This window comes from Candidatus Limnocylindrales bacterium (genome assembly GCA_035559535.1).
Classification (GTDB): Bacteria; Moduliflexota; Moduliflexia; order Moduliflexales; family JAUQPW01; genus JAUQPW01.
Map to the genome: position 1 here is coordinate 74,041 of DATMBG010000002.1, position 23,815 is coordinate 97,855.

Below are 23,815 nucleotides of genomic sequence, written 5' to 3' on the forward strand. Positions count from 1 at the left end.
AAAAATTCAAATTCAGTAAAACCCAATCCAGAAGAACAGATAAGAGAGAGGAGGAAATAACATGAAAAAAATGCCCCTATTATCCCTAATCATCCTATTTTCTATGGTGTTTGTTCCATCAAAAGCCGAAGCTTTAAAACTTGTGACTTACTCCTTTGAGGGAGAAATGCGGATAGGAGCTCTTCTGGATGATAATAAAGTGGTGGATCTTAACCGGGCTTATCAAGCGCTTTTGCAACAGCGGGGAGATCCCAGGCCTGAAGCTATGGCGGTGGCTGTTGTTCCATCGACTATGCTGGAATTTCTCCAGGGGGGCGAGAGATCCCTGGAGGCTGCCAGGGAAGCGCTGGCATTTGTCCAAAAGGAATCTACTTCAAAGCTAAAAGCAGAAGGCATTCTTCGGGATCTGGCGTCGGTAAAACTAGAGGCCCCCATTCCCAGACCATCCAAAATTACCAATTTGGGTCTTAACTATCGGGACCATGCCGCCGAGACAGGACAAGAAGTTCCTAAGGTTCCTTTACTCTTCGGAGTATATCCCAGTGCGGTCATCGGACCTGGGGATGCCATCGTTATTCCCATGGGGAGTGAAGAACCTGATTATGAAGCCGAGCTTGGAGTAGTAATCGGTAAACGGGGTAAACATATTCCTCCCGAAAAAGCTATGGATTACATTGCCGGTTACCTCATTGTCAACGATGTCTCAGCTCGAGATTGGCAGCGACGGACCAGCCAGTTCCTGATCGGTAAAACTCCCGATACCTTTAAACCCATGGGACCTTATCTGGTAACTAAAGATGAAATCCCCAATCCCCATAATTTAACCATTAAGCTATGGGTTAACGACGAGCTACGTCAGAATTCCAATACCGGGCAACAGGTTTTTAAGATCTGGGATGTAATCGCTTACATTTCAAATATCTGGACCTTAGAACCTGGGGACATAATTTCCACCGGTACTCCGGCAGGAGTTGGACAGGCCCGTAAGCCCCCTGTTTTCTTGAAACCTGGAGATCGCGTGCGAATAGAAATCTCCGGTCTGGGTCTATTGGAAAATCCGGTAGTGGCGGAAAAACAAGTTGTAGAAGAAGGAGGCTAAACACCGTAAAATGGCTCATCCCCAAATAGCACCTTATGGTTCCTGGAAATCGCCCATCACTGCAGATCTGGTTGCCTCTGGAGCCCTGCGACTAGAGCAGATCGTTCTGGATGGGGAAGATATTTACTGGATTGAAACACGTCCGACCGAAGGGGGACGGAATGCTATTGTGAAATATACCCCGGAGGGGCAGATGAGGGAAGTAATTCCTCCCCCATTCAATGCTCGCACGCGGGTCCATGAATATGGGGGCGGTTCTTTTGGGGTCAGAGGGGGAACCCTTTATTTTTCAAACTTCACAGATCAACGGGTTTATCACCAAACTCCCGGTTCAACGCCGCAGCCGCTCACCCCTGACACAAATTTTTACTATGCCGATGGGGTTATCGACCCTTACCGGAAACGGATGATCTGTGTACGAGAAGATCATACGGTAGCCGGCGGTGAACCCATAACCACTCTGGTAAGTCTGGATCTGGAGAAAGGGGGGCCCGGTGAAGTACTGATTTCCGGAAATGATTTTTATGCCTCCCCTCGCCTCAGTCCCGATGGATCTCGTCTGGCCTGGCTCACCTGGAATCATCCGAATATGCCATGGGATGGAACTGAATTATGGGTCGGTGAGATGAGAGAGGAGGGTTCGCTGGGCCGGACCCAGTGGGTAGCCGGAGGTATTGAAGAATCCATTTTTCAACCCGAATGGTCTCCAGATGGCCTCTTATACTTTGTCTCTGACCGAACCGGTTGGTGGAACCTCTACCGCTGGCGGGATGGAAATATCGAACCCCTGTATGAAAAGGAAACTGAGTTTGGAAGACCCCAATGGGTTTTTGGACTATCCACTTATGCCTTTGAGTCCTCCCACCGCATAATCTGTACCTATACGCAACACGGGATCTGGTACCTGGCAACCCTGGACCTGGAAACCTGTCGACTGAATCCTTTAGAAATTCCTTATACAGAAATAGCCAGTCTACGAGCAGTACCGGGTAAGGCAATATTTATCGCCGGGTCCCCCACCGAACCGGCATCAATAGTCCAGCTTGAGATAGCTACTAAACAGATCCAGGTGTTACGCCGTTCCAGTAATATTGAAATAGATTCCGATTATTTATCCATTCCTCAACCCATAGAGTTCCCAACGGAGCAGGGGCAGACGGCCCATGCCTTCTTCTATGCACCTAAAAATCGAGATTTCAGAGCTCCAGCCGATGAACGACCTCCCCTGCTCGTTAAGAGCCACGGAGGCCCAACCGCGGCTACCTCCACGACCCTCAATCTGGGTATTCAATACTGGACCAGTCGAGGAATTGCCGTCCTGGATGTGAACTATGGAGGCAGTACCGGATATGGACGGGCTTATCGGCAACGGCTCAACGGCCAATGGGGTATTGTGGATGTGGATGATTGCGTGAATGGAGCCCGTTATTTGGTGGAACGCGGTGAAGTCGATGGAAATCGTCTGGCCATCGACGGGGGAAGTGCAGGAGGGTACACCACGCTGTGCGCGTTGACCTTCCGGAACCTTTTCAAAGCCGGTGCTAGCTATTATGGCGTTAGTGATTTAGAGGCTTTGGCGAAGGAGACTCACAAGTTCGAAGCCCATTATCTGGACAGCTTGATAGGCCCTTACCCGGAGCAACGAAATCTCTATCGGGAGCGCTCCCCCATTCACTTTACCGACCGTCTTTCCTGCCCCATTATTTTCTTCCAGGGGCTCGAGGACAAAGTAGTTCCTCCCAACCAGACCGAGAGGATGTTCGAAGCTATACGCACAAAAGGATTACCGGTAGCTTATCTCCCCTTCCCGGGTGAACAACATGGCTTCCGTCGTGGGGAGAATATTAAACGGGCTTTGGAGGCCGAGCTTTACTTTTATTCCAAGATTTTTGGGTTTACCCTCGCGGATCCTATTGAACCGGTGTTAATTGAAAATCTTTAAAAAGGGGCCTATCCTTACTCCCTCCCGTATAAAATCCGCCCTTTTCTAAATCCACCGAAAAAGGTATTATTCCAACTTACCAAAACGACGTCGATATTCCTCAAGTAATTGTTCTGCTCGTTCAGCCCGTTGCTTTTCCTGTTCAGCTCGCTGCCTTTCTTGTTCAGCTCGCTGCTTTTCCTGTTCAGCTCGCTGCCTTTCTTGTTCAGCTCGCTGCCTTTCCTGTTCAGCCCGTTGCTTTTCCTGTTGAGCCAGTTCCCAAGGGGTTGGTACCACACTCCCATCTTCCTTTATCCAACGCAACCATCCCCCTCGTATACCCAAATAGAGTCCCGTTGTCGGGGAATAGATTTTTCCTTCCTCATCCGGTTCCACTTTTTCATATCGTGTACCGTGCAAATGATACCCATAAAACTCTTGAGAGAACGGATCGTAAAGATAATACTCTCCTGTCCGAAACACTCGCTCGTACAAGGTTTTCTTCTCCCCTTTATCCTCCTGCCTCGTAGTATCAGACAGTAGTTCTATGATTACATCGGGAAAGCGCATTCCCTCCTGCCACACTACCCAGCTCTTCCGCTCTCGGTCTTCTACATCCAGTACTAAGAAAAAATCGGGTCCTCTAAACTTCCTTTTACTTTGTGGGTCATAATGTAAAAACATATTCCCCCCCACATAGTAATTTTTTCGATCTGACCAATGTACCTTGAGGGATTCAATCAAAATGTTCATCTGATCTCGATGCCGTGCGGTTTCCATGGGTTCTCCATCATCATAGGGCAAGTCATCCTCTGTGGGAAGGGATTTAATACTTTCGAGGATTTCTGGCTCAGTGATGGGTTCCGTAAGGGAAGATAGATCTGGAAAGCTCATACCATTCTCCTGGAAGTTAAAGGTTCAAAAAGGACTAACTCTTTCAACCAAATTTTAATTTTATTTTAATTTTAACCTGGATTAAGATTGGATTCAAGAAAAAATTACTCCTCAACAAGGGGTCCTCTTTTTACCTTCCCGGGGGACTACTCATGGCTGCCAACAATTAAATTTGCCAGATCGACGGGAATGGCTTACCCTTATAAGGGAGGTGATACCAGCGTGTCGGATCACAAAATACTTCGCTGCACCCGGGACTTTATAGAACTTCTTAAAAAAGAAAACCAACTATGGATTCTGGAAGATGAGGTGGACCCCCATCTGGAGTTGGCCCAGATCCAGCGTGAGGTTTGTCGAAGAAAAGGACCTGCGGTGCTCTATACCCGGGTTAAAGGAACCCCTTTTCCCGTTGTAACCAATCTATATGGTTCTGCTCAACGATTGGAATTGGCCTTTGGGGAACGGCCCTTTCGATTTATTCAAAGGCTGGCCGAGATGATTCACCAATTGATGCCACCTACGGCCAAGAAACTATGGGCTACACGAAATGTGTGGGGGCAGGTTTTGAGAATCGGTCTGAAAAACCGCCGACGAGGAGCCGTTTTTGAGAATTCTATCCAACCGGTGGATTTGATGCAACTCCCTCAGATTAAAAGCTGGCCCGAGGATGGAGGGGCTTTTATTACTCTGCCGCTGGTTTATACCGAAAGTCCTTCCACTGGAAAAAGTAATCTGGGGATGTATCGGATGCAAATGTTTGACGCGACCCATGCAGGTATGCATATTCAAATCCATCGTGGGGGTGGATTTCACTATCATGAAGCGGAAACCTCCGGTAATCCCCTGCCGGTTAATGTCTTCATAGGGGGACCCCCTGCCATGACCCTTGCGGCCATAGCCCCCTTACCGGAAGATATTCCCGAATTGCTCTTTGCTTCTTTATTAATGGGACAGAAATTGGAAGTAGGCAGACCGGATAAAGCCTTCGGGCGTATTGTCTGGGACAGTGACTTTTGCCTGCAAGGATGGATCCCCCCTGGGAAAAGACGACCTGAAGGACCTTTCGGCGATCACTATGGTTACTATTCCCTTTGCCATGAGTATCCTTACATGGAAATTAAATCGATCCATTATCGAAAGGGAGCCATTTATCCCGCTACCGTAGTCGGCAGACCTCCCCAGGAAGATCACTACATTGCAGAGTTTTTACAAGAACTTTTAGCTCCACTTTTTCCCTTAGTAATGCCCGGTGTGATGAAGGTTTGGGCTTATGAAGAGTCCGGGGTTCATTCTCTGGCCGGAGCAGTAGTCAAGAACCGCTACTATAAAGAGGCCTTTACCAGTGCCTTGCGAATCCTGGGGGAAGGTCAATTGTCCCTGACCAAATTTTTGCTGGTTACCGATCAAAATGTGGATCCCAAGAACTTTAAAGAATTCTTCACCCGGATCCTCGAAAGGGCCGATTTTCGACAAGATCTTTTTATTCTTTCCAACATATCTCAGGATACTTTGGATTATACAGGACCCAGGATTAATGAAGGAAGTAAAGCTATTTTATTGGGGCTTGGAGAAAAAAAACGGACTCTGCCAACCCAGTGGCGAGGGACCTTTAAAAGTCCACAATTCACCCATGCCGAATATTTCTGCCCCGGAGTCCTTTGTGTAACCGGAACCTCATTTAAACACCGCCCCGATCTGGCTCTTGATTTGGTTCAAGAGCCTGCCATTCAAGACTTTGCGATGGTTTTTCTATTAGACGATGCCCGGGCAGCCGTCCGATCTCCAGAAGACTTCATCTGGCATGTATTCACACGCTTTGAGCCAGCCGCAGATATTTACGGACGGAAAGTGGAAGTACGATTTCATCTGGGTATAGAAGGACCTGTGGTCGTTGATTGTCGACTCAAACCCTGGTATCCTAAAGTCTTAGAAGAAGACCCTGAAGTAGCCAGGCGGGTTCAACAAAAGTGGGGAGCCACTCTGGATACCCTATGCAAACAAGGGTAACTCAGGAGTTTTAAGAACTCTACCAGGGGTCATTCCCTATTCCCCATTCGACTGAAGCCTGTCGGGGGATAAATTCCTTGAAACCCAGGACCCGGGCCATCCTCCGACAAACTCCAGACGGGCCGGGTAAAGAAACCCATTTTCCCGATTAATTTAAAAGGGTTACTTTCGGAAATATCCCCTATGACCTCGGCTCATTTTATCGTACACCCCCCGTGGAGGCACCACCCGTTGGGCTCTCACTTCCAGACGTACTGCCGGTTGCACCACTTATACCGGGTCCGGTTCTGTTCAACAGGCTACCCGATGTAGAGGTATTCCCCGGGGTAATCCCACCGGTTGTGGTTCCACTCTTTGGACTTGTCGTACCACTCTGTGTAACTGGACCGGTTGCAGTACCCGCCGTCGGAAAATGGCTTGTTCCACCTGATGCAGGATTACCTGGAGTTGTACTCTCCGGGGTCATAGAAGGAGTACCTCCGGTTATCCCGGTTCCTGTACCGGTTGGATTACCGGAACTGGCATTACCCGGGCCGGTTACCTTCCCGCCCGGATTATCGGTTGGGGTTGTAGCGATACCAGAACCTGGCGTACTATCCGGGGTATTACCTGCCCCTCCGACAATAGTCCCCCCAATAATGCCCGGTCGATTACCCCGTGTAACTACCCCGACGCTTTCCGTGTCTCTTTTATTTTCATGTACACATCCTGTAATTACCAGGAAGACCAGACTGACTATCCCTAATTCCCTCGTAAACATACTCCATTCCTTCCTTAAAGGGTTAAACAAATTTAAACTTACCTTAAACTAAATATAACTTATTTAAGTCTTGTTTTACAGTTTTAAATTATTTACTACCTTTTATTCATCGAAAGCCGGATTCATGAAAATCTGTTTATCCTTTTGGATGCTTTTCGATATTACTACCTTGTAAAGTTAAATTTGAATAACCGTTCTGCCCTCACCCCCGGCCCCTCTCCCGAAGCTTGGGGAGAGGGGAGTTGGAGATGAAAGCCACATTATAAGGTCAAAATTAAGGTAATCGGGTATGAAATGGAAGGAACTTGCGGCTTCCTTTCGTTTGTTCCTGAACCGGAAAAATTCTCTTTTTAAAAAAAGGATTTGACGAAGCGAGAAGAATCGGTTTTTATAAGATAACTCCGGAGGGAGGAACTTTCACCTTTAAAGGCCCTAGAAGGGAGTTAAGTTTGCTTTAAATCTCCGGATCGGCGAACTTATCCCATGGTGTGGGAATTAAAGGAGGGCAAAATGAATCGGGTTCATCAAATCCTTTTTTTAAATAGAAAGACCTTAGGGTTTTCCATAGGCCTGATAGCTATTGTTTTTGGGGCTTTGGGAATGACGGCTCCTAAAAGCGATATGCCCAGGCATGAAGACATGGTAACGGCTGCCCAAAAATTCTTGGAAGCATTAGGTCCTGGACTGGGAGCCAGGGCTGTTTTCCCCTTTGAGAGCGAAGAGAGGTTCAAGTGGCATTTTGTTCCCAATGAAATGTTTAAAAGAAGTGGTGTAAGTATCAAGGAAATGACCTATGATCAGCGAAAGGCCGCCCATGCCTTACTTCGGAGTGCTCTTAGTTCCCAGGGATACCTTAAAGCCACCAGTATTATGCAATTGGAAGCCGTTCTCCGAGAGATTGAAGATAGAGCGGGAACTCGAAGATTCGATCGGGATCCCGAGCTTTACTGGTTTAGGATCTTCGGAACCCCTTCCAATGATTCACCCTGGGGATGGAGCGTGAGCGGGCATCACCTTTCCCTTAATTTTTCTTCGGTTACCAACGAACTGACGGCGACCACCCCCCTGTTTACAGGTTCAAATCCGGCCCATGTTCTGGAGGGTCCCTATACAGGATTACGTATCCTGGCAGCAGAAGAAGATCTTGCCCGTGCACTTCTTGCCAGTTTAGATGAAAGTCAGCGTGCCAAAGCCATTCTTTCTCCAACTGCCCCCAAAGATATTCTTACAGAAAATGCCCGAAGACTCAATCTGGAAGCACCAACAGGACTCCCCGTCTCTGAGATGAATGAAAATCAGCGGAGTCTGCTCATGCGCCTGATCGCGGAATATATTCAAAACCTGCGGCGGGACCTGGCCCATGCTAAGCTTGAGAAGATCAAAAAGGCAGGAATTGAGAAAATTTATTTTGCCTGGGCCGGGAGTACGGAACCGGGTAAAGAACATTATTATCGTGTCCAGGGGCCGAACTTACTGATCGAATACGATAATACCCAAAATAATGCCAACCACATCCATGCCGTTTTAAGGGACCCTGAAGATGACTTCGGAGAGGATCTACTTCGCAAGCACTATGCAGAAAGCGAACATCATAAGAAAAATCAATAACCATACTAGTTTGGGGACACGGGGACTTCGGGACGCGGAGACTGGGAGACACGGGGACCTTGGAAGATAGAGATATTTCCCCGTGTCCCGAAGTCCCCGTGTCTCAAACCGGGTCCAGTTCGTGGATAAATAAAATCCTTACTCCAGGTAAATCCGATAAGGCCACCATGCAAAGAAATGCTCGTTTTCCAGGGCGGCCAGTTCTTCAAGCTCCTGTTGAAGTTCCAAAATACTATCGGGCAGTTTTGTATTTATACGGGTTTCCCTCAATCTCTTAAGTAAAATCTGGAACGGATTTTCTATTTTAGGATAGGCTACCAGCGTAATATCCTTTTCCTTAGGAATACCTATTTTCTCCTTTAAAATTTCAATGGCCGTCTCTATACCGCCTAATCGGTCTATCAGTCCCAACTCTACCGCACGCTTTCCCGTCCAGATCCGACCCTGTGCCACAGCATCCACTACTTCCAACGGCATCCTTCTTCCCTGGGAGACTTTGCTGATAAACTCATCATAACCGGCCTGAACATTGTGCCGAAATCTTTCCCGTTCTTCCTCTGTAAAGGTACGAACCGAGGTAAACATGCCTGCGTTTTTACCTCGCTGGAGGGTCTCGATATTCAACCCGATCAGATCGTATAGCCCTTTCGTGCTGAACTTTCCACCAAAAATTCCAATAGAACCGGTAATGGTTAAAGGATAAGCTACAATACAATCGGCGGGAACCGAAATATAGTAGGCACCGGAAGCTGCTACATCCGCCATAGAGACAACGACCGGCTTTTTTTGTCGGGCTTCTTGAATACTGTTCCAGATAATATCCGAGGCCTGAGAACTTCCACCGCTGCTATCCACCCGGAGAAGAATACCCTTGATCTTTTTATCTTCAACAAGGTTTTTAATTAGTTTAACCAGGGTGTCTGAACCGATCTGATTAGAGCCTCCCAGAGCATTTACACTTCTTCCAGATACAATAATTCCCTGGGCATAAATAATGGCTACTTTTTCCCCTTCTTCATGCAATCCCGGAGCTTTAACAGAAACACGGGCATATTGGGTATTGTTCAGTTTATTTAAAGGGGTTTTCTTTTCGGTGATGCGCCATCGGGTCAGCCATTTCTCCCAAACAGTTTCTTCCTTCTCAACTTGAGAATCGGCTTCTTCGGGAAGCCCCAGTTCCCTTCTCAACTTTTCATCGAGTTGGCTCTCATAAACCAACTCGTTAACTATCCCTGCAAGCAGGGATTCATAGGCTGTGTAAAGGCCATTATCGATCCATTCCTTTACCCGACTGATAGGAACCCCACGGGCCGCTGCTATTTGTTCAACATACCCATTGTAAAAATCGTCTAAAAGATCATTCATGACTTCCCGATGATCTTCAGACATGCTATCCCTTATAAAACTTTGGGGAGCCGTTTTGTATTTGCCGATGTAGACAAACTCAGGGGTAATACCTATTTTATCCAACATTTTTCTGTAAAAGGGAATCTCTACCCGTATACCACCTAAAAAGGTCTCTCCAGAAGGGGACAGATAAATTTTATCTGCGGGACTGACCAGGAAATACGACCGCATCCCGATATCCTCTAAGTAAGCAAATACCTTTTTCCCGGATTCCTTGAACTTTATAAGGGCCTCTCGTATTTCCTGGGTGGTTGTAAACTTTGCATGAAAGCGTTTGATATTCAAAAGAATCCCAATGATTCTTTTATCTATGGTTGCTTTTTTAAGGTTGTTTAAAATCCCTTGAAGAGTTTGAATATCTTCACCGGCCAGCCTGGTAGTAAAGGGATCCATGGGAGGCATATCCAGAATACTCCCTTCCATATTTATAACCAATACCGTATCAGGTTTTACTTTGGGTTCGCGAAAGAATTCCCAGTATAAAACCCCGATAAAGACAAGGAACAGAATAAAAAAAAGAATTCTTAAGCCCATTAAAAAATTTTTAAGCAGATTCCATAGGATCCTTATATAACCCATAACCTTGCTCCTCTTTGAAAGAAACAGTTTAAGGACTGTTAAATATTTCCCTGGTAACCTTTCAAATATGAGGTTATGTTAACTTTTTGTACAAGAAGTTTACAAGTATAAATGGAATCCGAGAGCAAAAGGAGGACAAAAGATCTTGACTCTTTGGCCAATTTATTACATAAAATGAGAAATAACGGCTTTAACCGTCCTGAAATGTCAGGCTACCCAGGTTCGCAGGAAACGCCTTATAATCCTGGGAAGAGATAGGAACATCCCAAGATAGCTTGGAAAGGAGATTTCTATGGGAAATTTAAAAGTTCCAGAAGGAATGCAGATAACGGGTAAGATTACCCCAGAATTTGAACAAATATTAACTTCCGAAGCCCTAAACTTTATAACCAGCTTGGAACGGGAGTTTGGAGAACGTCGCCGGGCCCTTCTACAAAAGCGAGTTGAAAGGCAGGCCGAGATCGATGCCGGTCAGATGCCTGATTTTTTAGCTGCCACCGAAAATATTCGGAAGGGTTCCTGGAAGGTGGCCCCTATTCCAGCGGATTTACAGAAACGGTGGGTTGAAATTACGGGACCTACCGATCGAAAAATGATGATCAATGCCTTTAACTGTGGTGCCGATATATTTATGGCAGACCTGGAGGACGCCAATTCACCGACCTGGCAAAACATGGTAGAGGGACAAATCAACCTGCGGGATGCTGTTGAGAGGAAGCTGGAATTTACCAGCCCGGAAGGAAAAAGTTATAAACTCAACGAACAGATCGCAACCCTGTTGGTACGTCCAAGGGGCTGGCATCTCCATGAAAAGCATGTTTTGATCGATGGTAAACCCATGTCCGGTTCACTCTTCGATTTTGGCCTCTACTTCTTCCATAATGCTCGAAAACTGGTAGAAAAAGGAACCGGACCTTACTTTTATCTCCCCAAGTTGGAAAGCCATCTGGAGGCCCGACTCTGGAATGATGTCTTTGAAATGGCTCAGGACACACTGGGTATTCCCCGGGGTACCATTAAAGCCACGGTACTTATTGAAACGATTCTGGCGGCTTTTGAAATGGATGAGATTCTCTATGAACTCCGGGATCACATCGCAGGACTCAATGCGGGACGTTGGGATTACCTGTTCAGCATCATTAAAAAGTTCCGGAACCGATCAGACCTTAATTTGCCGGATCGGGCTCAGATAACGATGACCGTACCATTTATGCGGGCCTATACAGAACTCCTTGTCAAAACCTGCCACCATCGCGGAGCCCACGCAATTGGAGGTATGGCTGCCTTCATTCCCAGCCGTAAAGATCCCAAGGTTAATGAAGTTGCTCTGGCCAAAGTTCGTGAGGATAAAGAGCGTGAATCCAGAGACGGTTTCGACGGTACCTGGATCGCACATCCCGATTTGGTTCCTGTGGCCCGGGAAGTGTTTGAAAAAGCTTTACAGGGTAAACCCCACCAGAAAGAGCGGCTAAGGGAAGAGGTCCAGGTCTCGGCAAAGGACCTGCGGACCTTTGTGGTACCTGGGGGTCAAATCACGGAAGGAGGGGTTCGTAATAATATTAGCGTTGCCTTACAGTATATTGAATCCTGGCTCCGAGGTATCGGTGCGGTGGCTATCTTTAATTTGATGGAAGATGCAGCGACTGCAGAAATTTCCAGATCTCAATTATGGCAGTGGGTCCATAATCCCCATGCTGTCCTCGATGATGGACGAAAGGTAACCGTTGACCTCTATCGCGCCTGGCTACCCGAGGAATTGGAGAAGATTAAATCCCTGTTCGGCGAAGCACGCTATCGTACAGGAAAATTCGACCTGGCTCGACAAATTCTGGATAAGCTGGTGCTGGAGAGAGATTTCATCCAGTTTTTAACTTTGCTTGCCTACGATTACCTGGATTAGAAAAAGAAGGGGGAATCTATCCCCCCCTCTTTTCTTCTTTCTACTCCTGCTTTTCGATTTAAAGGTTAAGCAACTTTAAAAGTACTTGAGTCTCCCATCTACAAGTGCCATGAAGACTTCACCTTGATACGATAAAGAAAGGAATCAGCAAGGAGAAACTTAACTTTAGCCGGCTTGAAGAAGGGCCTCGTGCATAGCTTCTGCCACGATTTCTTCTGGATGGGCATAGTGGTAATCGCGGAGCTGGTAGTAGTAAGAACGGACACGGGATAACTGGGGAATAAGGCTTTTACTGAGCTCTTGAACCCGATCTCTCAGAATGGCTATCTGCTCCATTTCCAATCTTATACCCATAAAATGAACGATATGCAACAGGGTCTTGACCTGCTCGGTTTCCAGAAACTTGTTCTCAAGGATCCTTAACTTGGCTTCTATAAGAAGCATCTGGTAAAGAAGGGCATTCTTCTCCTTGGAGGCTTTCATAGCTCCCAACTGGCCTAAAAGGGCCTGATACTCGAAAGCCCATTCGGGTAGGGTAGATTTCGTGATAACATTAACCTTGGAAAGCGTTCGACCGAAGAAGTCCAGGAGTTGACTGAATTTCGAATAGGCATTGTTTTTAAACCATATTTTAATGGTTACAGGACAGTTTTTCATTCTGCCGATCAGGGAATTAACTTTGTCTTGCTCTTCTCTTAACTCCTCGATGAGAGTTCCTAAATTCTCACTTTTACGCTTGAAAACTTTTTCAAGTTCCCGCGTGCCAGGGGAGTATGGTAGCATGAGCTCCAGATCTATAAGCCTCAAGTCAAGTAAATCTTGAGCCGTTTTTTCCAACTTTTTGAGCTTTTCATTTGCCTCCCGGTCTAAAATCAAGGCTCGGGTTTTAGAAAGTAAATTCTCCAACTTCTTTTCCTGTTCTTTTATTTCAATGGCAATCTTCCAACCCATTTGCTTGAGTTTTTCCCTGTCTGCTTCCAGGTCATCCGGGCCATTATTACCTTTATCTACCGGTTTTTCTTCAAAGGCCGGCTTTTCTTCTTTTCCCTCTTCTACTTTATACCTCGCCACCCATCTTTTAGAACTCCCAGGAGTGGTAACCCGGTCAATCATGCGTTCTAACTCTTCCGGATTTTCGCTGAACCCACTGAAAATAATGGTCTGAGCCTTTTCCTTCAGTTCAGAAATCGTCTCTGCCAGCTCTTTATCCTCCAGGGTTAATAATTCTAAAATTTCGGCATCTATCCCTTCTAAAGTTGCCTCTTCAAGGGTCAAGGTACTGTCTAAGTGAGCTATTCTCCAAAGTATTTTATGATACTCTAGAAGGATCCGGTAAGCTTCAAATAAATAGTTCAGTTTCGGGTCATTGTATTTTTTGAAACTCATAAGTTCCGGCTTAAGAGCACGGAAGAGGGTAATGTCCCTCAAGTTATAGGCCGACATCGCAAAAACAATCCCGCTGATTAGAACGGTGATCGCATAGGAAAAATCTTTGGAATAGGCCAGATCGGAATTGGAAATTAACAGCTTAGAAAAAGGGCTAATGAGGGCAAAGGTCTCGTCTAAAATAGCTTTGGATTGTGGCTCAACGATTTTATCTCGAATAAAAGTTGCCTTAGCAAATAAATCCAAAAACCTCTCCCGATCATCTAATTCAGTCTTAACAGGTTTTACTGCAGGAGTTGGTAATTGGGTTTTTTGTAAAATACCGAGAAACAAAATAAAATCCTGGGCTGTAAAACCATCGCTTATAAAATGATGGGTTAAAACCTCCAGAATTTCTTCTAAAACTGCCTTCCGAATTTTTGAAGAACCGGGATCTAAAAAGGTTTCCAGTTTTTTATTCAAAATTTCTCTATATGCTGGCGGGCAACCCCTGTTCAGGAGAGCCATAAGGGATTTTTTAGCTTTGATTTTTTCAGAAGGTTCAGAAGAATTAGCCAGTTCACCGAGTCTGGTTTTAAGTGCCGTTTTGTACTCTTCGCTTTTACTGTATACACAAATTTCATGAAACAGAAGTTCAAATTGCTCTTCTTCCAGCCGGGTCGGAATAACGGCCATGGCTCCCTTTAAAAACTCCTGTTTAATTTCTCCATCTACATCCATGGGAGACTCAGGCTCTGGAAAATCTTCAGGATGATAAACTTTCCGCACTGTCTGTTCATCTGGAACGATCGGTATAAGATCTTCTGATCTGGCCGCAGAGCAGAGGGTTTCAATCAGTAAACCCTCCCGACAGGTTTTGGGTTGAATCGTTTCTCCCTGCTGATGAGTTTCAGGAAACCCGTACCCGGTAATTGGAGAAGGAAGAGCGGTCAAAACCGGGAGTTTCTTCCCATCAGGCCCATTTGACAGGATGTTAACTTCCGCAAAGTCTTTTTCCCCCATCCGGGTTGTCTCCTGGGTTAATTCAGGAAAAGTTTTATTCAAAGATAATCCGATACCGGAGGGGATCAAAATCTCTACTCTGGGAGCAAGATTTTTTAACCAGGTCGCATCGACTTCTGGACAATTCAGGCAGATAAAACCATTGGCCGGAAATCCTCCTGGATCGGAAGATCTTAAGTGAGAAGATCGGGCTTGAAGACTTCGTAAAGCCAGAAAGCCTATGATCACACCCAGGTCGTAACAGATGAAGACCTTTCGTCCCTTCGGGATGAGTTTGTAGAGGAGACGTAAATTTTCCAATTTTAATAGAAGAACTTCCAGCCATTGAGAATATCCTTCGGTAGGAAACGCTCCAAAGGGGTATGCCGTCGTCTTAAGGGGCAGGGTTCTCCAACCGGGTACCTGGTACAAAGGAACAGATTGAAAACCCAAACCGGGTATTACAATAAGTAGATCTTCAACACCCTCTCGGGCTAATTGATAAATCCGCTGTTGAGTCAGTAGGGCATCGGTAACCTGGCGCATAACGGAACCAATACCGGGTTTTCTGCCCATATATAAACTGTCTTGATCGTTTTCCTCCTCAGGTTTCAGGTCTGCTCTGACGAAATATCGATCATGACCCTTTTCAACCTCTACCAGATTCCAGACTTGCTGAGAGGCTGTTTTATTACCCAAATCGGGAATGAGAAATTGCCTGATCTCATGGAGATTCTGACTCGTAGAGAGGATATGAACTTCCAGGGGAACTAAATTTTGGTTGATCAATTCCTGGGCTGAAGAGAAGTTTTGGGTAATGGTAACAGGACCTAAATATCGAACAATTGTCTCTTCACCCAGCCGAAGCTCCAGATATCTTATATTTTCTGTTAAGTTTTTTGCAGAAATGGCGAATCGCTCAATCTCTCGATAATAATTCGCTACCATTTTATCTATCCCGTTCAGTCTTTTATAGAAGTGGATAAGCTCCTTAACGGTTATAAAAGGCACATCGAACTTATGCACGGGAACTAACTTCAAGAGGTCATAGTTTAAGCTTTCCCTGATGGCTTGTTCTAAATGAAGGGGATAGCGGGAATGTTGAGTATTGGACCTTTTACCTTTCAAACCCTGCCGGTGAACAAATTTGCTTCCCAATAATTCCTCGAGCTCCTGATCGTTGAAAACCCAATCTAATTCTATATGGAATATCTCTCTCAAGCCTTTACAAACCTGTCGGGGAGTAACCATCAAGTCGGTTCTTTCTGCTGCCTGGATAACGGTTTGATAAAGCAGTTCATCCTCCACCAATTCGATAAGTCGAGGCCTGATCTCTGCAAGAATTGCCAGTAATGCCGTCCGACCTCTGATAATTTCTTCGCTGACACCATTCGCAGTAGCATGGGCATACCGGTAATACCATCTTTTAAACCCTTGATTATGTTTGTGTTTCCTGCCGTTTGAACCAGAATGATGAAGAATTTCATTTAGCAGCCAAAGCTCCCGATTGGACAGGCGTTCTAAATCTCCTTCTCTCAGTTTTTCTAATAGAATCTCCAGTTCTGGCCGTTCTTCCTCTTCTTCGCCCAAGAACAGTAAAAACAGGTCTCCTATTTTTCCCTTGAGCATCTTTACAGTGTCCCTTGCCAGAAGGATTCGATCTTCTACAATTTCCGGATCAAACAAATCCTCATAGACGATCATAAATTTATCTGCAAAGTTAAGGGAGGATCTGGGATCCTTTTTCGTTTCTGTTCCGTATATTTTTATAAAATCCCCACAGGCTTCGTGAAAAGTTACAGAAAATCTACCTTTTTGGCTCTCCTTGATCTTTTTATATCTTTGAAGGCGCTCCAGGGTGGGTGCAAGGTTTAGGTCGGCAGAAAGTTTTAAGTTATGCTGGTAAAAGAAATTTAAATAATCCAGTATTTCTCCCAACTGCTCACCGGATACTATCAGATCAGACATCCGATGGACCACATCCATTAAATTTTGATCTATGGCCGAAGATGGATCCAACTCGTAAAAAACCGTGATATCATCTGTATCCCAATGGTTTTTCTTGATTTGAACCAGGAAATGGGTCAGCAGGGATAATTTGAGTTCCCACAAACCCTGGTTGAGGGTCTGCAGAATATGGGTTTTGGAGTGTTGGGTGCCGGTCTGGAATTTAAGTTGAAGGGCAGGGTCTTTTAAAATTCGTTCCAATATTTGATATTCTTCACCTAAGATCTCCTTACCCTCTGAATTTTTGCGCTTTAGAATCTTGCCGTAAGCCTCTAAAATTTTAACGGGATCTGCGAAAATGCAGAGATACTCCGCCAGATAGTCTAACAAAATTCGTGCTACACCCTCATCATAGCGCTCCGTGATGGGTCTACCCAGTTGATGACGCAGGAGTGCCACATAATCCTGGATTGCCAAGATGATTTCTAGAGGAAATCGTGCATTAAAAAGAACTTTACCCTCCTTTTTGATATCTTCCAGCATCGAGATGATTTGACATTGGGCATGGTCTAACCTTTCCAGGATACGATTCAGCACTCCTCTCCATTTAAAGTACTCTTGCCAGGCTTTAGAATCTTTTTTGATGTGCACCACCAATTTAGTGGTATCATAATTCCATACTTCACAGGCCTGAACATTTTGCTCGACCATTGCCTGAAGCGAGGACAATCCTTTTATAAAAAAATCAGGAGAGTCTAAAGGATACTCCCTCTGGATAAAACACTTTTCCCTGGGCAATTGTAAAAAATCACTTGAATCCATAAACCTATTTTATAAGGTCGAGAAAGGCATTTAAGGGGTGTCCTGGAGATATCTTTCGGCAAGGTTAATTTAACCAGAAATACGACCCTAAAAGAACAACTTACAGGGAAAGTAATATTCCCTCTTTATTCCTGAGTCCCTTATATACCTTATGAGTATTAATGTAAAACGGTTATTAAAAAAAATCAAAGAAAGTGATATTTTTCTTATATTCTAGACAAATATTATAAGATAAATACGAGAGTTTTCTTTTTTATCCTTTGACAGGGTTTAAAGGGATTCATTATTATTTTTTGGTTTAATTTTTTATAACTGTAATTATCGTGTTAAAAATGAGTAATGAAATCGGTTATAAAGTCTAGAGAACAACGTATCGCATATTTTATCTCTCCCCACGGTTTTGGCCATGCAGCCAGGTCGGCTGCGGTCATGCAAGCCTTACAGGAGCAAAATCCAGGGATTCAATTTGAGATTTTTACCCGGGTACCGGCCTGGTTTTTCCGAGAATCCTGGATAGAAAATTTTAATTACCACCCTTTGTTAACAGATATTGGACTCGTACAGAAAACCCCCTTGATAGAAGATCTTGGGGAAACAGTCCGGCAATTAAATCACCTCCTGCCGTTTGATTTTTCTCAAATTCAGAACCTGGCAGAATGGATTAACAGGCTAAACTGCCAGCTTGTGGTCTGTGATATTGCCCCCATGGGGATTGCCGTAGCCAAAGAAGCCGGAATTCCTTCCGTATTGATCGAAAACTTTACCTGGGATTGGATCTATGAAGGATACCTGGCTCAGGAGCCCGGATTAAGTTCTCAGATAAACTACCTGCAGGGGTTATTTAACCAGGTAAATTACCGTATTCAAACGGAACCTGTCTGCGCCTATCGCTCAGCCGATCTTATAACCCCACCGGTGAGTCGGAAAGTCAGAACCCCTCCCCTCCAAATTCGGGAGAAATTAGGGATATCTCCCCAGGACAGGATGGTTATGATCACCATGGGGGGAATCCCCGATCAATACAGATTTCTAGAGGAATTGGAGCGCCAGCACGATGTTTATTTTGTGATTCCTGGAGCCGGGGAATCCTTGGAGATTCGAGGCACCCTCATCCTTTTACCCCACCATTCTAATTTTTACCACCCGGATCTGATCCATGCCTGCGATGCCGTTGTCGGTAAATTGGGATATAGCACCCTTGCAGAGGTTTATTATGCCGGGGTTCCTTTTGGTTATGTTATACGATCCAAATTTCGGGAGTCTCAGGTACTGGCCGCCTATGTACACCGCAAAATGAGGGGTTTAGCCTTTGCAGAAACGGAATTTCAAAACGGAAACTGGTTGTCAGGCTTATCAGAGCTGTTGGCTTTACCTCGAATTTATCCGGACCATCCCAACGGAGCCACCCAGATCGCGAATTTTATTCGCCCATTACTCGATCTTATCGGTTCCTCCACTTCCTAGATAAGACCCTTTCACCCTTTTTCCCTTGAGGATTTTTTCTAAGGAAGCTTTTAAGGATATTTTTTGGGCCTACCTGCCGGTCCTCCCTTCCTTCCCAGGGAAGAGAGGATAGAGACCCAGGCCATCCCCCCGAGTTCCCCCTTCCTGCGTCGGGAAGGGGGTTAGGGAGAAGTCACTTCTATATCTTACACTGGGTTTCAACGCGGAAATGGAATGGCAGTTGTAGCTTAAACGTTCTCGTTTGAAGTTAAGCATCAATACAAGTCTTACTTCAGACTGGTACTGAGTTTAACCTTGTGGAGGGATTTTCTAGATTCGATAGACTTCTTTTGATAGTAATTGAAAGCTGCATCTAGCAGGGCTCTGGTTGCATTAAATCGGGCTTTACTGGTGGGAGAACCCAGAGTGACCGCAATAAGGCGCAAATCATTCCGTTTAGCGGTTGCCGCAAGATTAAAGCCTGCCTTACGGTAGTAGCCCGTCTTAAGTCCGTCGAGTCCTCGAAAAGATTTGAGGAGTTTATTGGTACTGGTAATTCGATAGCGTCCATTCCGAATTTTAACCGCCGGTTTAGAACTCCACTGGAGAACTTTAGGATATTTGATAAGTTCCCTGGCTAAAATAGCCATATCATAAGCACTGGAAACATTGTCATATCCGTTTTCAGAAGGAAGGCCATGAACATTTACAAAAAGGGTATCCTTCATGCCCAACTTTTGGGCATAAGCATTCATAAGTCTGACGAAATTTTCCTGATTTCCGGCGATATATTCGGCTACTGCTACCGCGGCATCATTGGCAGACCTGATTAAAACAGCCTCTAATAGCTCTTCTAAAGTTAACACCTCTCCGGGTCTTAAATTAATTCGGCTTCCCTCTACCCAACTGGCATCTTTAGATATGGAGACCTTATCCGTGAGATGGATCGTGCCCTGTCTTACTTTATCCATAGCCACCAGGGTCACCATCATTTTGGTCAAAGAGGCAGGAAGAAGCCTTTCACGAGGATTATCCTTGAACAGCACCTCGCCTGTGTTGGCATTCATGACAATAGCAGCTTTATAGGCTTTGCCTGAAGCTCTTTTAGAAGAGCGCTTCTGGGCATATAGTCTTTTCTTATAGGAAGTTCGTTTATAATTTCTGGCGATCTTTTTAGAATAGGTTTTTTTATGAAGCGTTACATCCTTCTGTCTCTCCCGTGCGGATGAGGACAAAGGTTTGCTCTTACGGGAAGTTTTAGATAAGGTAGATCCCTCTACCGATCGGAATGCCGAAGCTGGGGAAGGATCAAAAAGTAGAAGAGAAAAAATGGCTATGAAAATTAAAGAAAACCTTAAACTCTGCTGTTTCATGCTTTACTACCTCCGCTTCTTTGCTTCTTTACAAAGTCTTTAACTGTTTCCATAGTCCCACTTCAATTCTGGCCGGCTACTAAAGCATTTCTTGTTTCAAAAGTCAAGAGGAATGTGTATTTTCTTAATAAACTATTTGACATTTATCCGGCTTCAAATTCTAATAGGGGGAAGTAGGAGGATTTACCTTAAAGGCACAAAGGGTTTGAAGAAAAAGAGTATGGACCCAGGAAATTCTCCCACAGGCCCATACTTCCCTTGTGATGACCCCTTAGAAGGAGGATTAAAACATGAAGGAACCAGGAAGGGATATAGACGTAAATCCAGAGAAGAAATTGCTTACCCCGGAGGCTTTCAGACAAATTCTGGGATTTGCCGGTCTTGAACTTAACGATCAGGATCTAGAAGCCTTGGCTCCAAGGGCAGCTCACCTACTTCAAACCATTGCTCCATTAGGGGATATGGATTTGGCAGATGTCGAGCCTGTTCTCTGGTTTGATATTCTTAAAGGAGGATAAAACGGATGAACCTACAAGAAATCTCTTCCTTCAATATTCGCCAGCTTTCCACTGCTTTTGCCAGGAAAGAACTTTCTCCGGTAGAAGTCGTCCAGGCCATTTTCTCTCACATCAGTGAAACGAATCCCCGGTTTCATGCTTTTATTACCATTTTGCAGGAATCAGCCCTCCAAGAAGCTAAAGAAGCAGAAGCCAGGTTCCGTTCTGGTAACATTTTCGGTCCCTTACAGGGGATCCCCATAGCCCATAAGGACATTATTTATACCCGAGGTATTCCTACTACCGCAGCGTCCAAGGCTTATGCCGATTTTATTCCCTCGTACGATGCAACCGTGGTAACACGCTTAAAAGCTGCCGGAACGATTCTTATAGGTAAAACCAATTTACATGAGATTGCCTTTGGACCGACCAGCGCCGTATCCCATTACGGACCGGTGAGGAATCCCTGGAATTTAGAACACATTGCCGGGGGTTCCAGCGGGGGATCTGCCGTAGGAGTTCTCGTTAAATTATGCTGGGGGGCTACCGGAACCGATACCGGGGGATCTATTCGAGTCCCTGCTTCGGCGTGCGGAGTTGTGGGAATAAAACCGACTTACGGCAGAGTAAGTCGCCATGGAGTAATTCCTCTGGCCTGGACCCTGGATCATATAGGTCCGATAACGGGATGTGTGGAAGATGCCGCTTTGTTACTGGAAGCCATGGCCGGATATGACCCCAATGATTTAACCACCAGCCAGCAACCGGTTCCCAACTACATCCGGTCCCTTACCGGGGATATTCGAGGTCTCAGAATTGGGGTCCCCAAAGAGTATTTCTTTGAACGGGCCGAGGACGAAGTAATACAGGCAGTTCGCGAAGCCATCCGGGTATTGGAAAATCTGGGGGCCTATCCTGAGGAAATTTCGCTCCCACATATGAAATATGCCCCTTTGGTCCGCGGGGCTATTATCTTTGCAGAGGCTAGTGCTTACCATGAAAAAGCCTTGCGAACAAGATGGAAAGACTTCTCTTCCGATATTCAGGGTAAACTCACCCTGGGAGCAACCATTCCAGCCAGGCGCTATATTCAAGCCCAACAAGCAAGACGCCTGTTAGAAAGGGACTTTCTTAACGCTTTCCAACGTGTGGATGTGATCATCACCCCCACACTTCCGGTTGTTCCTCCCAAAATCGGTGAGGAGGTCGTTAAGATCAAAGGGACAGAAACCGATATAGCCGGAGCTCTTATCCCGTTCACTTTTCCCTATAATGCAACGGGTTTACCTGCTATCTCCGTTCCTTGTGGATTTTCAGCTTCGGGATTACCTATCGGGTTGCAGATTGGAGGAAAACCCTTTGACGAGGAAACCGTCCTTCGAGTTGCCTACGCCTATGAGCAGCAAACACCCTGGCGGAATAAGAAAATACCCGGTCGGTGAGGAAAGAATCCAGAGTATAGGGCAAGTAGAGGTTTGATGCGAGTGCTTTTCCCCCATTTATTCTGAACCCTCCCCTCGGTTCAGGATAAACTTATGGAAGGGCAATCCCTACCGGCACTGGGATCGCCCTTCGATTTTGCTCAGATGCTTGGGGTGCAGCAGCTTGTCCACCTTGCCAAAATGAACATAACAAAATAATCGGTACACCTAATATTAACCTAACCTTGAAAAGTTAAATAAAGATAGAGGATTCCCATACCGACATAGGCAAGAGTACATAAACCCATTAAAATCTGGGTGATGGGATGGGGTTTGATCCAGTTGGGAAAAACTTTAGGAAGCAGGACATAATTCAGATAGATAAGACCCGGACAGAAAAAACCCATAGCTAAAAATGAAACAACCCCACGAAGGACAATCAATTGACCGGGTTGGGCCATCGCCATGGTAATAACGGTTAATACGGTAAATATCGCTACAAAGATATAATACCAAGTTCGGTAATGGAGTTTTTGAGCTCCCGGAATGTTGGAGTAAAAGAAATCGGCCTGGACGCGGGAATAGCCGTCGGTAAGTTGTAACCAGGCATCACAGAGGAAAGCGGCAGCCACAATGAGAAACAGGGCTTTACCTATAGGACCCCAGGCCACTTCAAAGAAGGCAGATTGCACCACGGCGATTTCCCATCCCTTGGGGATTTTACCTTCCGGTAACAGAAGAGCAAAGGCGAGCCAGCACATAATCATGGTGGTAAGGAAATTTAAAAAAACTCCGATAAAGTTCTCGAAACTAAAATAATGGACCCAGCCTTTATAATTTCGCTTATTTTCCTCGGTATCCGTGAAAAAAAAGCCCGTAGCAGGGATTGCTTCCGCTTCCCCTGTGATCGGTGAAGTAACCCGTCCGATAATTTTCCCCATTCCGATTCCTTTATCGCGCATCCAGTAACCGATGAATAACTGACCAAAACCCCCTGCTCCGGCAAATGCAATGCTGGTAACCAGGGTATTTAAATCCTTAGGATCCCAATTTTCTACCTGGCTCGGTAAGGTCAAACGAGGAATTAAAGCAGCAAAGAAATCCCCACTTACTGCAAGAACTTTTTCCTGGAATAAAGCAAAAATAATCCCGGTCATGGTAATAAACACAACCACCATGGAAAATTTTTCAATAATATTGTAGACCACTCGACCGAAGATCAGGGCGATCAGATAGATCCCAATGGTCAGGTAACCCCAGAACAAAGACTGACCCCTCGGAGTCCAGCCTGATGGGAATCCCGTCAGGGCAGCCAGGGCAGTACCTCCGGCAGAAGCATAGGCACCAAACCAGGCATTCTCGATAAAGATTCCAATCCACATGATCCAGGCATATACCCGGCTGACTCTACTAAAGCCGGTCATAGGTGTCTCACCCGTTGCAACGGTATAGCGACAGATTTCTAGATTCACCCAATATTGAAGCATAGAGGCCGGAATTAATAAACCCAAGAACGCAGCGCCATACTTGGCCGTCAAATAGGGCCACCAGATAAGTTCTCCAGAACCCTGAGCCAAGGCAGCCCACAAGATACCGGGTCCTATATAAGCAAAAATTCCCATAAAGGTTGGAAGTGTTGCTAATTTAAGAGGAGCTAAATTTCCCAAGAAAGCCTCCTCAGCAGTTCTAGAAGCTATATTTTTCGCCATTTTGTACCTCCTTGAAAAGAACTTTCTCCTGTGCTTATTGGAGAAAATCTTGGTTATTTGG

14 protein-coding genes are annotated in these 23,815 nt (G+C 45.5%); 8 read left to right on the plus strand and 6 right to left on the minus strand.

Annotated features, from left to right (window positions below):
• The first annotated feature begins 61 nt into the window (after positions 1-61).
• Positions 62-1,099 carry a fumarylacetoacetate hydrolase family protein gene (locus VNM22_00435; GenBank protein HWP45599.1) on the plus strand — a complete coding sequence of 346 codons (1,038 nt, stop codon included), beginning with the start codon at positions 62-64 and terminating at the stop codon, positions 1,097-1,099.
• 10 nt (positions 1,100-1,109) lie between these two features.
• On the plus strand, positions 1,110-3,041 hold the full coding sequence (locus tag VNM22_00440; GenBank protein HWP45600.1) for a S9 family peptidase: 1,932 nt from the start codon (positions 1,110-1,112) through the stop codon (positions 3,039-3,041).
• Between the two features lie 66 nt (positions 3,042-3,107).
• Here VNM22_00440 and VNM22_00445 read toward each other — a convergent pair whose 3' ends face one another.
• A complete protein-coding gene (locus VNM22_00445; GenBank protein HWP45601.1) occupies positions 3,108-3,914 on the minus strand; it encodes a Uma2 family endonuclease in 807 nt (268 codons plus the stop codon).
• Positions 3,915-4,136: 222 nt separating this feature from the next.
• Here VNM22_00445 and VNM22_00450 point away from each other — a divergent pair, with 222 nt between their 5' ends.
• The gene (locus tag VNM22_00450) at positions 4,137-5,921 is read left to right on the plus strand and encodes a UbiD family decarboxylase (GenBank protein HWP45602.1); all 1,785 of its coding nucleotides are present in this window, start codon (positions 4,137-4,139) and stop codon (positions 5,919-5,921) included.
• 199 nt (positions 5,922-6,120) lie between these two features.
• On the opposite strand, the gene VNM22_00455 is transcribed toward VNM22_00450, so the two are convergent.
• Entirely contained in the window at positions 6,121-6,681 is a 561-nt protein-coding gene (locus VNM22_00455) for a hypothetical protein (GenBank protein HWP45603.1), read from the minus strand.
• Positions 6,682-7,191: 510 nt separating this feature from the next.
• On the opposite strand from VNM22_00455, the gene VNM22_00460 reads away from it, so the two are divergent.
• A complete protein-coding gene (locus VNM22_00460; protein HWP45604.1) occupies positions 7,192-8,289 on the plus strand; it encodes a DUF3500 domain-containing protein in 1,098 nt (365 codons plus the stop codon).
• A gap of 138 nt (positions 8,290-8,427) precedes the next feature.
• Here the strand turns inward: VNM22_00460 and sppA are convergent, their stop codons facing one another.
• On the minus strand, positions 8,428-10,275 hold the full coding sequence (gene sppA, locus VNM22_00465; GenBank protein ID HWP45605.1) for a signal peptide peptidase SppA: 1,848 nt from the start codon (positions 10,273-10,275) through the stop codon (positions 8,428-8,430).
• 292 nt (positions 10,276-10,567) lie between these two features.
• On the opposite strand from sppA, the gene aceB reads away from it, so the two are divergent.
• A complete protein-coding gene (gene aceB / locus VNM22_00470) occupies positions 10,568-12,175 on the plus strand; it encodes a malate synthase A (protein HWP45606.1) in 1,608 nt (535 codons plus the stop codon).
• A gap of 165 nt (positions 12,176-12,340) precedes the next feature.
• On the opposite strand, the gene VNM22_00475 is transcribed toward aceB, so the two are convergent.
• A complete protein-coding gene (locus VNM22_00475) occupies positions 12,341-17,311 on the minus strand; it encodes a hypothetical protein (GenBank protein HWP45607.1) in 4,971 nt (1,656 codons plus the stop codon).
• A gap of 339 nt (positions 17,312-17,650) precedes the next feature.
• Between VNM22_00475 and VNM22_00480 the strand changes: the two genes are divergently transcribed.
• Positions 17,651-18,775: a glycosyltransferase family protein gene (locus tag VNM22_00480; protein ID HWP45608.1), complete on the plus strand. Its 1,125-nt coding sequence runs from the start codon at positions 17,651-17,653 to the stop codon at positions 18,773-18,775.
• 266 nt (positions 18,776-19,041) lie between these two features.
• Here the strand turns inward: VNM22_00480 and VNM22_00485 are convergent, their stop codons facing one another.
• A complete protein-coding gene (locus tag VNM22_00485) occupies positions 19,042-20,127 on the minus strand; it encodes a D-alanyl-D-alanine carboxypeptidase family protein (GenBank protein HWP45609.1) in 1,086 nt (361 codons plus the stop codon).
• Between the two features lie 290 nt (positions 20,128-20,417).
• Here VNM22_00485 and VNM22_00490 point away from each other — a divergent pair, with 290 nt between their 5' ends.
• Complete coding sequence (locus VNM22_00490; GenBank protein ID HWP45610.1) at positions 20,418-20,645, plus strand: hypothetical protein; 228 nt, start codon at positions 20,418-20,420, stop codon at positions 20,643-20,645.
• Between the two features lie 5 nt (positions 20,646-20,650).
• Positions 20,651-22,066 (plus strand): amidase, encoded by a 1,416-nt coding sequence (locus VNM22_00495; protein ID HWP45611.1) that lies wholly within the window; start codon positions 20,651-20,653, stop codon positions 22,064-22,066.
• Positions 22,067-22,284: 218 nt separating this feature from the next.
• Here VNM22_00495 and VNM22_00500 read toward each other — a convergent pair whose 3' ends face one another.
• Complete coding sequence (locus tag VNM22_00500; GenBank protein ID HWP45612.1) at positions 22,285-23,754, minus strand: Nramp family divalent metal transporter; 1,470 nt, start codon at positions 23,752-23,754, stop codon at positions 22,285-22,287.
• Between the last annotated feature and the right edge of the window lie 61 nt (positions 23,755-23,815).

What these genes read in the sequence shown, in the direction of transcription:
- VNM22_00475 (HWP45607.1), bottom strand. Translation starts at nt 17,311, where the DNA reads ATGGATTCAAGTGATTTTTTACAATTGCCCAGGGAAAAGTGTTTTATC.
- VNM22_00435 (HWP45599.1), top strand. Translation starts at nt 62, where the DNA reads ATGAAAAAAATGCCCCTATTATCCCTAATCATCCTATTTTCTATGGTG.
- VNM22_00500 (HWP45612.1), bottom strand. Translation starts at nt 23,754, where the DNA reads ATGGCGAAAAATATAGCTTCTAGAACTGCTGAGGAGGCTTTCTTGGGA.
- sppA (HWP45605.1), bottom strand. Translation starts at nt 10,275, where the DNA reads ATGGGTTATATAAGGATCCTATGGAATCTGCTTAAAAATTTTTTAATG.
- VNM22_00490 (HWP45610.1), top strand. Translation starts at nt 20,418, where the DNA reads ATGAAGGAACCAGGAAGGGATATAGACGTAAATCCAGAGAAGAAATTG.
- aceB (HWP45606.1), top strand. Translation starts at nt 10,568, where the DNA reads ATGGGAAATTTAAAAGTTCCAGAAGGAATGCAGATAACGGGTAAGATT.
- VNM22_00495 (HWP45611.1), top strand. Translation starts at nt 20,651, where the DNA reads ATGAACCTACAAGAAATCTCTTCCTTCAATATTCGCCAGCTTTCCACT.
- VNM22_00445 (HWP45601.1), bottom strand. Translation starts at nt 3,914, where the DNA reads ATGAGCTTTCCAGATCTATCTTCCCTTACGGAACCCATCACTGAGCCA.
- VNM22_00440 (HWP45600.1), top strand. Translation starts at nt 1,110, where the DNA reads ATGGCTCATCCCCAAATAGCACCTTATGGTTCCTGGAAATCGCCCATC.
- VNM22_00480 (HWP45608.1), top strand. Translation starts at nt 17,651, where the DNA reads ATGAAATCGGTTATAAAGTCTAGAGAACAACGTATCGCATATTTTATC.
- VNM22_00455 (HWP45603.1), bottom strand. Translation starts at nt 6,681, where the DNA reads ATGTTTACGAGGGAATTAGGGATAGTCAGTCTGGTCTTCCTGGTAATT.
- VNM22_00460 (HWP45604.1), top strand. Translation starts at nt 7,192, where the DNA reads ATGAATCGGGTTCATCAAATCCTTTTTTTAAATAGAAAGACCTTAGGG.
- VNM22_00485 (HWP45609.1), bottom strand. Translation starts at nt 20,127, where the DNA reads ATGAAACAGCAGAGTTTAAGGTTTTCTTTAATTTTCATAGCCATTTTT.